This window comes from Acinetobacter sp. COS3, from assembly GCF_000475335.1.
Lineage (GTDB): Bacteria > Pseudomonadota > Gammaproteobacteria > Pseudomonadales > Moraxellaceae > Acinetobacter > Acinetobacter venetianus.
This window is the reverse complement of record NZ_AXCD01000024.1, coordinates 1-12,064: the sequence shown is the minus strand read 5'-3', so window position 1 is coordinate 12,064 and position 12,064 is coordinate 1. Positions and strand designations below refer to the sequence as shown.

At 35.2% G+C, this 12,064-nt stretch carries 9 protein-coding genes and 1 pseudogene; 5 read left to right on the top strand and 5 right to left on the bottom strand.

Features of this window, described 5'->3' with window-relative positions; genetic code table 11:
- Window positions 1-26: 26 nt before the first annotated feature.
- The 4 genes from IO68_RS26540 to IO68_RS26525 all read right to left on the bottom strand — a co-directional run bounded on the left by IO68_RS26540 (window position 27) and on the right by IO68_RS26525 (window position 5,155).
- Window positions 27-2,144 carry a TonB-dependent receptor gene (locus IO68_RS26540; RefSeq protein WP_023013523.1) on the bottom strand — a complete coding sequence of 706 codons (2,118 nt, stop codon included), beginning with the start codon at window positions 2,142-2,144 and terminating at the stop codon, window positions 27-29.
- 90 nt (window positions 2,145-2,234) lie between these two features.
- A complete protein-coding gene (locus IO68_RS26535; RefSeq protein ID WP_023013522.1) occupies window positions 2,235-3,356 on the bottom strand; it encodes a tetratricopeptide repeat protein in 1,122 nt (373 codons plus the stop codon).
- A gap of 50 nt (window positions 3,357-3,406) precedes the next feature.
- On the bottom strand, window positions 3,407-3,646 hold the full coding sequence (locus IO68_RS26530; protein ID WP_007479423.1) for a hypothetical protein: 240 nt from the start codon (window positions 3,644-3,646) through the stop codon (window positions 3,407-3,409).
- Between the two features lie 15 nt (window positions 3,647-3,661).
- Entirely contained in the window at window positions 3,662-5,155 is a 1,494-nt protein-coding gene (locus IO68_RS26525; RefSeq protein WP_023013521.1) for a DUF4331 domain-containing protein, read from the bottom strand.
- Window positions 5,156-5,568: 413 nt separating this feature from the next.
- Between IO68_RS26525 and IO68_RS34370 the strand changes: the two are divergent.
- Together IO68_RS34370 and IO68_RS26520 are read left to right on the top strand one after the other, a co-directional pair.
- Window positions 5,569-5,640: pseudogene (locus tag IO68_RS34370) on the top strand (hypothetical protein); the annotation flags it as partial.
- Between the two features lie 219 nt (window positions 5,641-5,859).
- Window positions 5,860-7,059, top strand: coding sequence for a tyrosine-type recombinase/integrase (locus tag IO68_RS26520; RefSeq protein WP_023013520.1), 1,200 nt, complete (start codon window positions 5,860-5,862; stop codon window positions 7,057-7,059).
- Here IO68_RS26520 and IO68_RS26515 read toward each other — a convergent pair.
- On the bottom strand, window positions 7,052-7,273 hold the full coding sequence (locus IO68_RS26515; RefSeq protein ID WP_023013519.1) for a hypothetical protein: 222 nt from the start codon (window positions 7,271-7,273) through the stop codon (window positions 7,052-7,054). The genes IO68_RS26520 and IO68_RS26515 overlap by 8 nt on opposite strands.
- Window positions 7,274-7,464: 191 nt before the next feature.
- Here IO68_RS26515 and IO68_RS26510 point away from each other — a divergent pair, with 191 nt between their 5' ends.
- The 3 genes from IO68_RS26510 (at window position 7,465) to IO68_RS26500 (ending at window position 12,057) form a co-directional block, all read left to right on the top strand.
- Window positions 7,465-8,328: a hypothetical protein gene (locus tag IO68_RS26510; protein WP_023013518.1), complete on the top strand. Its 864-nt coding sequence runs from the start codon at window positions 7,465-7,467 to the stop codon at window positions 8,326-8,328.
- A 407-nt stretch (window positions 8,329-8,735) separates the two neighbouring features.
- The gene (locus IO68_RS26505) at window positions 8,736-11,105 is read left to right on the top strand and encodes a hypothetical protein (protein ID WP_023013517.1); all 2,370 of its coding nucleotides are present in this window, start codon (window positions 8,736-8,738) and stop codon (window positions 11,103-11,105) included.
- A 271-nt stretch (window positions 11,106-11,376) separates the two neighbouring features.
- Entirely contained in the window at window positions 11,377-12,057 is a 681-nt protein-coding gene (locus IO68_RS26500; RefSeq protein ID WP_023013516.1) for an inovirus-type Gp2 protein, read from the top strand.
- Window positions 12,058-12,064 lie beyond the last annotated feature (7 nt).

Sequence of the window (12,064 nt, the reverse complement as noted above, 5' to 3'; positions counted from 1 at the left end):
CTCCTCCTTAGCATTTATTGCACCGATCAGAATAAATAACGTAAGGTCATTCTGAGGTTTCTTCCCTCAGTTGGGTGAATATGCTTGTCATAAATACCCTCACGGTCGCTCGTATTTGGTGAGCATGCTGAATCACTGAGATCTTGGCGAATACATGATGCATAGTAATATTCGATATCATTGGTTTTTTGGTCAAATACATTGAATAGTTCGAGTTGTGCTAGGAAGTTTTTATTAAACTGATAGCTGCCTTGCAAGTTGACCAAGGTTGATGAACTTGAACGAACTGAATTATCTTCAATCAGAGGGCGTGAGCCAAAGTAACGTAGACGACCGCCAAAATTTAATTGATCATTTAGTTTATAAGTAAATCCAGCGGCTATCGTTTTTTCTATCGCACCAGGAATGTGATCTCCTTCAGCGCTTTTATTTTTAAACCTTGCTTTTGACCAAGCGACATCTAGATCGATTATCCAAGCATCTGTTGGTTGATAGAATTGTGAAATCTCAATACCTTGTCGTTTACTCGGTCGACTGGCTTCTGTTGTACCTGCATCGCCGATAAAAACCAGCTCTGAATCGGAATCGAGTTGCCATAAAGCGATGGTTGATGTGAGTTCGGGTATAATTTTTGCTCTTAATCCTAATTCGGAGTTGATGGTTCTTACTAATGGTGAAACGGGAAGAGTAGGGCTTAAATAGTTACTATCTCGAGGGTCAATGTTTAGGCGAGTTGTTGTTCCTCTTGCATCATTGCTATGAAAGCCATAGGCATAATTAATGTAATACTCAATATTATCCCATGGCCCTAAGATGATGCTCATTTTAGGACTGAAAATATGATCAGTTTTATGACCACTATTTTCTTTATTATCAGAATTTACATCGAAAGAGTAGAAGTCGCCACGAACGCCTAAAATCGTTTTTAACCAAGGTTGCCATGTCGTTTGATTTTGTCCCCATAAGCCAATAGACCATTGGCGAACATCATCATTTCTGATGGTATTGAAACGCTGCCGATTTTCTGTTTGGTAAAGACCTAGGTTATTAATATAATCATATCTTACAGATGTTCCAAATGAGTTCAAAAGCTCTTTATTTGATAACTCACTCAATAAGCCTTTTTGAAATTTAAGCCCAAGCATGGTTCGCTCTTCTGCCTGTTCAAACTGATCACCACGGATAGGATCATTTAGAAAATAACTAAAATCAGAAAACAGATTTAACTTGTTGTATATGGCATAAGAGGAAAGTGTAGAGTACTTGGTTTTTTCATAATTTTTAGCGTTATACCAAAGCGCAGTACGAGAAGATTTACCCCCATCACTGTTATTTAAGCTATCAAAACGATTAAGTTCGCCATTTTGAATAAGCCGTTCTGGAATTTGATCAGTCGCATCCCATCGTGCTTGATAATGTTGGAAACCGATTGATTGATTTTTATTATGATCACCCGTGAAATATTTTAAGAATACATTTTGTTTTGAGAGATTTTCAGGATTGATCCATGGTCCGTCACTGTTGATATTTTCAACTGCACCAATTAATTCCCCATCACTAAGAACTAAGTTTCCAACGGCTAAAAATCTAAGTAAATTGTGATTACCTATAGTTATTTGTGCATAAGGGTTATCTAGAGAATGGATACTCGAAATTTTTGCTGTACCTGCTGATGTAAAATCACCATCATCAATCGACACAGCTCCTTTGTGATATTGAATGGATTCAATCAGTTCTGGAATTAGAAAGTTTAAGTCTGTGTAACCTTGACCATGTGCGTGACTCACCATATTAATTGGTTGCTCATCAAACGATGTGGCAAAGTCAGTTCCATGATCTAAGTTAAATCCCCTTAAAAAGTATTGATTTGCCTTACCACTACCACTGTGCTGAGTCACAATAACCCCGGGAATCGTCTCAAGAACCTCTGCTGGACGTGATAAAGGTCGAGTTTCAATTTGTTCTTTTGATATTGTTCCTTGAGATGAAGTAAATGCCACGCCAAAGGAACTATCAGCATTTGATGATGCTGTGATTTTAATAGTTGGAAGCGTTGATGTCAGTTCACCGCCAGCATGCGTTATTTGGCTCAAATAGAAATGACTACTACTGATCAACAAACAATACAAAATTCTTTTTTTCATTTTTATTCCATATATTTTATAAATTGTCTTTATTTCTAGAACATGAAAATACGATAAGTTTATGCTTTCAGTTATTTATCGAATTTAGATTCATAGTTGCTTTAACATCTGTTTTAATTTTTGAATATAGGTGGGATTTTGATAGCCTGTTGCATCGCTCCAATTTAATAATTTTTCCGTGCTTGCACGATTGTTGCTGGCGAGAGCAAGGGCCGCATAGACTTCGAAATCATCATTTTCTTTTTGCATATTCCAGTTTTTTGCCGCGATATCTAAGCCTTCATCATATTTTTTGGAGATCCACAAATATTGAGCTTGTTCTCTGAGATGAATGTGATCCTTATGATCAAGCAAGTTTTGAACGCGTTCAGTCAGTTCATGGAGATCATTTTTTGCAAGTGGATCATTCAGTTTTTGTTTGCTTAGGATGATTCGATACAATGCACCATCGTGATAACGATAAGGCGTGAGAATTTTGATTGCGGTTTGATATTCTTGTTGAGCAATATACCAATTAGATTTGGCGAGTGTATTGGGTAAATTATCTACAGTAAGTAGTTGAAGCGATTGGCTAGCGAGAGTTTGATCATTAAACCGAGTGGCTACTTCAAGCATGATATTGCCTAACCACTGTTGGTCATTTTTATTCAGTCGTTGCGCTAACTGAAGAAGTTCATCGATTCTCGGTTGGATGTCAGTAATATTCTTTGTCATGGCGTCGACTTGTAGCTGACAACCAACTTGATAAAGTTTTACATCTTGTTGATTTAATTGATTACATAATTTTAGAGATTGATTAAATTGCCCTTGTAATCTGTAGATGTTTGCAAGCTGCAAAATAGCATCGTAATTTTTAGGATCTTTTGTAAGAATTGTATTTAATATCGTTTCTGCACGACTAAACTCATGGTTTGCTTGTGCAAGCCGAGTTTGCAGCAATTGATTTTCAATGTCAGAAGGGTTGTGACTTGATTTCATAAGCTCTTCAGCTTGCTCTAAAAAAGCGCCATCACCTTTTGAATATGCTTTTTCTAGCAGCACATTAACAATCTGATTTCTAAGTTCATCGTTGTGATTATTTTTCAATAATACAGAATAATTTGAATCTTCTGATGTGTCCGATGCGTGTTCATGATGATGCTTTGGATGAGCTAAAGCCGTGCTCAAGTAAAATACCGCAATCGTGGAAATGGTTAGTTGGCGAATTAACATTTATAACTCCCATAAAGACCCTTAGCAAAAGATTGCCAAGGGCCTTCATCTTAAAATTTCACTGAAACAGGCTCTGCTTTGTTATCTATAGGAGATTCTGAAATCTCAGCAAGACTTTTAGGTTCAGCCTGTTCAAAGTTTCTTTGAGGTTGATTGGTCAATGACAACGTCTCTTTTAGTACGGGGTCATTTTTAGATTGGTTGTTATTATTCGGCTTGGAATTATTATCATCACCGCCACATCCACTTAATCCGATACCAACCATGAACAACAAAATAAATTTTCTCATGGTGACTACTCCTCATTATTTACTAACTGTATTGAATGGAGAGCCAGCGACTGGAGTATTTAAGTAGGGGAATGTTGTGCCAAACTGTTGAGGTGATTGTAATGCGCCATCTGTAAAGCCAATGCCTCCGGCTTTAGCATCAGTTGCTTTACAGCCAACCGCAGTATTTACCCCATCAATTGTGCAAAGTAATCCCATTGCAACTCTCAGTTCGATATCCACGACATCATCGCCAGGTCGACGACCATTTGGGAATCCAGCCGCATCGCCACCAATAACACCCAATCGATTTTGTTGATCTTTTGCAGCAGCACCAATCGCTGTATTCAGACGTAGCATCTCAGATGCTTTGACATTCTTCGGTTGGTTTAAGCCAGGAATGCCGAGCAGGAATGCATTAACTAAATCTGTTCTTGGGAAATTTGTTGGCGCAACAACAGCACCACCTGTTGCATCTTTAAATAGAACTTCTATGAGGGTTGGTAGAGTAGGATTGGTTACATAGTCTGCAAATTGGCCATCATTTACAGGCTTACTCGCATTGAATTTATCTTTATCTTTAAGACCAATCACGACTTCATTGACCAAAGGCATACCTAAACGTGAAACTTGTGTCCAAGCGCCACCAACTTTGCTTGCACTGGTGAGATTGCTTTCAGGATTTGGGTTCAACAAGGTGGCTTGAGGCAGACTTGCCGTGGTCCAAGCTCCGATGACTGTGTCGTTAGATGCGACTAAACAAGATTGAGGGACTTCCAAAGCAATTGTTGTGACATTTTTATTAGCAATGGTATTCAATCCTTGATCTTCTGCATTTACTCCCGAAGGTGCGAGTTGAGTCGCAGGAATTTTAATATTTACCAGATCAAAGACCTCACCTAAGTTAACGGCAAAAGGATCTTGGCGTTGACCGACAAAAACTTTACCCGAGCCACAACTTCCAAAGTTAATGTTTTGAACAAAGCTGTTGGCATAGCTTTGATAGTTTGGAATTGATTTTGCACCAACGTTATCGAATGGTTTTTTGAAAGAGCCGAGAACGCTTCGATCTCCTTTGCGGCGATCACCTTTGATCATTGTAACGGTGTATGTTTCAGCGGTATTTTGTGCTGAACTACTATCATTGGTAATTTTTCCAATATTTGATAATGGAACCGAGATATTTTTACCACCAACAGGTACTTGTAAGTCTTTTAACTCCTGATCAAATTTAAATTGGAAAGTGATGTCTTCTTGTGCATCACCATTATTATCGATATGTATCTCATACAAGGCTTTTGGATCTAATGAAAAGTAATTAGGCCCTCCGTAAGCATCTTGTAGGGGTTGATAGTTGGCGAGTATGGTCACGAAATTACTACGGTTAGGTTCGTAACTTTTGAACATATAGAAATCGGTTGCATCGACTTTTGGCATTTTAGTGATTGATGGTGCTTCACGATGACTGGAAGCAGACGCGGCTACACTAAAACTACTCAGCATAATTGCTAGAAGTAGACGAGAGTCCATTTTGTATCTCCTTGATATTTTTAAATCTTTGTAGTTTCATTTTTTGTTCTTAGCCTTATAGTTTTCTTGAGTTGCTTGATCAAAATAAGACTCTGATTATTTATACGGCTTAAAGAGTGAAGTTTTTGTGATCGACTTCAAAGAATTGATTTTGAGCGTGGTTATATTGAATTGCTTTAAAAGCTTAAAAATATTTATGTGTCCTAGAAGCGTTGCGTAACAATTACATCTGATTGAACGCTAATTTGTCTTCGCACATGTCTTACTTTGTGGATAAATCAAGACATATCAACAATCACAAACCTATCTGAGAAATCTGCTACAATTGCGCCAATTTCAAATTCTTTCGCATGCCATCTTTCTTTGTCTCGATTTACAAAGATACGTGGGTGCACAAAATTGTAGATTTTCTCATGAGTTTTAAAGACGAATTAGCGGCACAGGTTGCCCAACGACGCACTTTTGCGATCATTTCCCACCCAAATATTTGATATCTATTCAAGCCCATTCAACCTATTTCAAATATGATAATAAAAGCATTGTAAGTACTGTAAAAATATAAAAATATTGATATTATTTATCTGGTATATCTTTCAACCCCATTCAATAGATTTCAAGTCTAGTCAGTATGTTTGTGTACATATGTGTGTACATATTTTCTAGAATTTTCTATTTGAAAAAAATATGTACACAGGTGGTGTAAAATGCCTTTAACAGATACGTGGCTTAAGAAGAATCTAGATCGTGAACGTTCAGCAATACATACGGAGCCTGATCAAGATGGATTGAGCGTTCGTGTTTCTCAAAAAGGAAAGCTCACTTTCCAGATGCGTTTTCGATATAACGATAAGCAAGCTCGTTTAGACTTGGGAACCTATCCAAATATGAGCCTTAAAGAAGCTCGTATTGAATTGCAGAAAATGAAAGCAATTTTAGAAAAGGGACATGACCCACGTATTCATAAAAAAGTAGAGATTCACAAGATCACAGAGGCTATAACTTTTGAAGCGTTATTTCGTGAGTGGCATGCGAAATATAGTATTCCAAACAAAAAAAATGCAGATCAATATTTAAGATCATTTGAACTATATGTTTTTCCTAAGTTTGGGGGAATGCCTGCCGAGCAAATTACATTACACATGTGGCTAGATTTGTTAGAGGAGCAATTCAAGCAATCTCCATCAATTACTGATCGTATTCTTACAAATACTAAGCAGTGCTTGGACTGGGGCGTTAATCGAAAGTTAATTGAGCAAAACCCTATACGACACATCACTGGAAAGCGTGACTTAAATATTAAGAAGAATAAAACGAATCGAGTGTTAAGAGATGATGAGTTATCTTTAATTTTTAAAATTTGTGAAGAATCGAGAACATCCCTAAGGAATGTTTTATTTCTCAAGTTATGTTTGTTTTATGGTAATCGATATAGTGAGTTGAGGCTTGCACGGAAATCAGATTTTGATTTTAGAAAAAATACATGGACAGTACCGTATGAAAATCATAAGACAGGAGAAAGTAAAGGGGATATTGTCCGACCTATTATTGATGAAATTAAACCGTGGCTTCAGTCTGCAATTGATTTGAGTAATTCTGAGTACATTTTCCCACATGAAAATGGCAAAGAGCCAATGGGGCGTAGTGGGCCAACAGATACCCCTTATAACTTCATGCAATTTGCAAGGAAGAATTATAAAATTGAAATGGATCATTGGTCTATGCATGATTTACGGCGTACAGCAAGGACAAATTTCAGTGCGTTTACAAGTAGGGATGTTGCGGAACTGATGGTTGGTCATGTGATGCCTGGGGAACAGGGGACATATGACTATTATGATTATCAAAAAGAGATGTCGAAGGCTTATAAAAAATGGTGGAAAAAATTAAGTAATCTGTCTAGCTAGACAGATTACTCATTTGGTTGTTATTGAAATATTTGATTAGCCATTCGTTAAACGTTTCTTCATCCCAAAGGCTAGTAGAGCCAGCGCATTTCTTAATAGGTTGAGGCATTGGTTGCTCGAACATTTTTTGATTAGGTTGTTGGTAACGCCATAAAGTAGATGCAGAGCAATTTTTGAGTTTGTGGCGAATTTCTTTAGATGTTAAGTATTTCATACCTCTATTCCTTTTGAAAAAATAGCTATATAAAGATCTGATTTTTAACCTGAAATGGTTAAGTATCTCTCTTGTTTATTGATTACCTAACTATAGAATTTAAAAAAAATAAAAAGTAGAGTGATGCTTATATAATATATAATTTGCGTATCATACTATTTAGTTTGCTGATATTTAAAGGATTATTTTTTGTGAGTTTTGACATTGTTTCAGATCTGAATGATTTAGAGCAAGAAATGCTTATTACATTTAAGTATTGGTATGATTGTGATTTTGAGGCGGATATTACACATCCTTCATATGTAGCAGCTAGAGATAACATCATATTGAGAATGCAGCAAAATGATTTCTTAAGGAATCCACTTAGAGTGACAGTAATCCCGCAGTTTTCAAATAACCCTAGATTTAAACCGAATCAAATATATGATTTTTTTATAAAAATAGATTTACTGAAAAGTGAAAGAAGTAGTTTATCTTCAAGAACTTGTAAGCAACGGTTTTCCGAAATTTTAATGGCATATGTAGATACAATGGGGGCTTACTATTATTGTCATAACATTAGATTAGCAAGAAAAGTGAGTGCGATTCGTGCAGTTAGGGCGCGTTATGATAAAAAACTATTACCTAGGCGTGAAATTTTATACAGTGTTTTACGTGAGCAATGTGCTTTAAATGGGCGTAAATGGAAGAGCTTGAATCAGGCTGTAACTTCAATAACTCCTACATTGATAAAAGAATTTGAAAAATTTGATGTTGACTGGGTGAAAGCATTAATTAAGGAAAAAGAAGAACAATTAAGGGAGGTAATAAGCGATGGACATAAGCATCGTAAGGTATTATCCGACAAAAAGGTAAAGCAAGTAAAAGAATTGCAAGAAGAAATTAAAAATTTAACAAGCATTCTAAATTCGGAAAAGCCATCGGCCGCATTAAAGAATTTTGGCTACAATATGCCATATAACAATACTGACTACATGGAGGAAACAATTATCCACGAGTTGAGGAAAAATCACGATTTATTGAAAGAAATTTTAATCAAAAAAAATGAAAGTTAAATGAGCGAGAATCATATTTTTACTTTTACACCCAATTATTCCCTCATATAGATCAGGGTAGAGCGACACTTATTATAGTACTGTCTTTATTAGATAGTTATCAGATTCTGCAACCCTAACTCCCCCGCATAAAGCTCAATGAATTCATCTTGTATTTTTTAAGTATCACTAGCAGTAGCCTGTTTAACTTTGCAGGGCTAAGAGGATTTTGCCCTAAAAAAAACTTCAAGCGACATTTAAAAATTAAACAGTTGTACTCAAATTTTGGGGTTAATGATCTCTTTGATTCATTGAATAACAACTGTAAATATCATGATTTTTAATGTATAGATTATGATTATTATGATAAAAAGTGCTGAATAACATTTTGATCAAAATTCAGTAAGTACCGTACATAGAAGGTTTCAATGAGAATAAGTCCTAATTTACCTAAAATTTTAAAAGAAGAAATGTATAATTTGCTTAAGATGAGGTATAGAGCGACTTATGATGAGATTAAGCAAGAAGGTCGAGGTCAAAATTTTCTAATTTTCAGAGAGTCAATAGATGTCATTCAGCTCTATGATAGATGGCTAGAAAATATTAAGAATGATAATGAATGGGGAAAAAAAGCATTTGAAAAAATGGACTTCAATAGCAGAGAAAATTTCTTAAAAGTTGTTGGTTCTTTGCAGTATGCATCTGGATTATTGCCTGAATGGCATGGATTGGAGATACCCGCATTTAGAAAATTTGTACAATATTTGGGGGAATCTGAAGTTCAAGGTAAATTGGATCAAAAGACAAATGTTGTCATGAGGTTTAACGAAATTTTTCAACTAAATAAATTTTGTCTTAACAACTCTTTGGATTTTAGTTCCATTCCTCGTGAAGATTTGGCACAGGCTTATTTTTCGATATCTGAATATTTAAAACCCAAAATAAGAACTGATGATACGGTTAAAGAAACCTTTGCTTTGTCAGATGAAGAAGAGAATTATTTTCAGTATTTTAATGATACGTTAGATCGATATGGGCAAGTATTCATCATGTGCTTGGACATTAAGCTATATGCACCTTCCAATGATTGTTCAGACAGTTATACGAGCTTATTCAAAGCACTTAACGATAAAATCAATGCTGTATACCAATTGATTGATCAAATTGAGAATTTACAAAGTTACTTATTAAAGCTGGAACCGATGCAAGAAGCTGGTTTAAATTTGCACTGCATATTGATGTTTAATTGTAGACATGCAAATTTCTCAGAAGACGGGATCATGTCTCAGTTAGATAAGAAAATGAAAAGCCAAGTTGGCCTGTCTGCTGGGAGTTACTCCCTGACAAATTGGAATAATTACCTTAGTAAATATCGTGCTCACAATGCCGTAGGTTTAATAAAAAAGAACAATATCCCATCACGCTTTAATTGTTGGTATTGGGTTTACAGTTATTTTTTTTCAGTAAACCAAGTAATAGGATTGAACATAGAAGGCCTTGACAATAATGATTATGTATTTAAGAAATGTTCTATTAGCGACTTAATTCCTGATGGTAAATCGCAGCAAAAGGATGCAACAAAACAGATCACATTTGATGAACTTTTAATGCTTTCTAAAAGTAAAAAAAGCTTTGATTGCAAGCATCTTTCTCTAATCGCCTACAATTATCTCCATAAAGTTGATTTGATGGATTTACCTCATGCTTTACTTCCTATAAGGCATAAGGATAAAACCCCATGCGGCAGTCTAATTTATTTGGTAGAGCTTTTTTGCGAAACTTTGAAAACGGTTCCACCAAAATTATTCAATATAGTGACAATGCTAGCAATTTCGAATAAAAGCCGCTCACCTAAATTTTATGGTGATAGTCTGACTCGATTAGGGCGTATTTGGTTTAGTCTTTTTAATCAATTAAAAAATGAAGATTTTCCTTTTTTTGAAAGAACAACATCTGGCTTTGATTCACAAAATTTAACTGATTTTAGTAATTTCTTTTTTTTCTATAAGAAGGAATTATTGAGTTTGAATTCTCAACTAATAAGTCCTGAAATAATTCAAGAGTATGAAGAGAGATTAAACAGTTTTAAGGCAAGTCTGAATGTGAATACTTATAACAAGCAGCTTAAAGGGTTAGATAAGTCATTTGAAAAGTTGTCAGAATATGCTGATTACCTTTTAGAAAAGGACGTGGTTGTTCATCGATTGCATCTTACATTTGATTGTCTGCATGGTGGTAAGTTTAGCAAAAAAGAGCAATCGGCAATTTTGACAGAGTTCCTTCGTGTAGGGCGCTCAACTCAACCTTTACGTTGGTTAAGGGGGTATATATTGCGTTGGGATGAAAAAGTATTTGGATTTAGGCAAGACAAAACGTTGTATGCAGACCTAACCTTGATTTTTAATTATGACTCAAAATTACAGACTATTGATATATGTGAAAGCTTAGATTTATTTTTGAAAAAATTTATCAAAGAACGTAATGATAAATATCGAAATTCAGAGGATTCATCCCATAGCGGTTCTCTTGCATTTATAAAAGCAGAGATTGCTTACCTTATAGAGCACAATGCTATTTTAGATGGAATTATCGAGCTTTCATCGAAGTCGTTAAAAATTGAGACTACAGATAAGGCGACTAGGGGAGCTTTTAAGGAAAAGTATTTACCATACATTTGTTACAAGAGCTTATTTCACCCAATTCAAGGTTGGGTGCCTAAAGAGAAAAGGCTAACACCAGGGCAAAAACCTAAAGCCAAGCATGTACTTGTTAAGAAAAATGACGATGAAAAATCATGATTGTTTGTGTGTTTTTCCATTGAAAGCGTAGCATAACTTTAGCTTTGTTGAAAATGATTAATTTTCTAACATTCTCTAGGGTAAACAGATTGAAATGTATCTATATTTCAATGAATCCTAGGGCATTTTTTTCTCTGGAAAACTGTAGTAGATACTATATATAGATTAATATATATAGATTAATACTATCTAAATGAAATATATAACTAAATTAGAAATATAAAAATATTCATATCACTCATCTGATGAGAACGTATCGGAACTGCTCATCATGAATATGAATCAAAATACACTGCATGAACCCAATCTCATTATTGAAATTGAATCCTTTACCAAGACAACTATTGAACAAGGTTTACAAAGAAATGATTTGCCTAGACTGATCAAGCTGTTGGATGACTTTGAGAGGATTTATTCTTGTAATCACAGCTATTCAGACTATCTTGGATTGTTTGACTTTATCACTGAATTTGAATTTCAAAACTTTAAAAAACTCAGAGATGGAAAGTATAGCTATGAGTCATTGTTGAAAGTAAGTGATCAGCTTCTAGATTATTTCAGTTGGCAATTTCAAGTGCATAAACCAAAAGTAGACAGTGATCTTCGTCAATATAAACATAGGGTTAAAAGAAGACTTGAGAGTCTTAAGAAGCATGTTGAAGATTTATTTAATCATTATAGTCGTAATCTAGTGGTTAGAGTGGATTTGAAGTATCGAGCTGATAGTCAGGACAGGGTTGATATTGAGATATTTAATAAGCATGTAAGAACACTACGTAATCGTATGGCAAACAAAGACAAGTGTTTTAGGAATCTAAAATTCAATGCTTGGTGTTTAGAACATGCGCCAGAAGGTAGTTATCATGTTCACTTGTTTTTGATCTATGATGGTTCTACATCTACTTATGACTGCAAATTAGCTCGATGGGTGGGTAGGGTTGATGTGTGCTGAGAAAACA

Excerpts from the sequence above, each read along its gene's own strand:
- IO68_RS26540 (WP_023013523.1), bottom strand. The coding sequence starts at position 2,144 with ATGAAAAAAAGAATTTTGTATTGTTTGTTGATCAGTAGTAGTCATTTC.
- IO68_RS26535 (WP_023013522.1), bottom strand. The coding sequence starts at position 3,356 with ATGTTAATTCGCCAACTAACCATTTCCACGATTGCGGTATTTTACTTG.
- IO68_RS26530 (WP_007479423.1), bottom strand. The coding sequence starts at position 3,646 with ATGAGAAAATTTATTTTGTTGTTCATGGTTGGTATCGGATTAAGTGGA.
- IO68_RS26525 (WP_023013521.1), bottom strand. The coding sequence starts at position 5,155 with ATGGACTCTCGTCTACTTCTAGCAATTATGCTGAGTAGTTTTAGTGTA.
- IO68_RS26520 (WP_023013520.1), top strand. The coding sequence starts at position 5,860 with ATGCCTTTAACAGATACGTGGCTTAAGAAGAATCTAGATCGTGAACGT.
- IO68_RS26515 (WP_023013519.1), bottom strand. The coding sequence starts at position 7,273 with ATGAAATACTTAACATCTAAAGAAATTCGCCACAAACTCAAAAATTGC.
- IO68_RS26505 (WP_023013517.1), top strand. The coding sequence starts at position 8,736 with ATGAGAATAAGTCCTAATTTACCTAAAATTTTAAAAGAAGAAATGTAT.
- IO68_RS26500 (WP_023013516.1), top strand. The coding sequence starts at position 11,377 with ATGAATATGAATCAAAATACACTGCATGAACCCAATCTCATTATTGAA.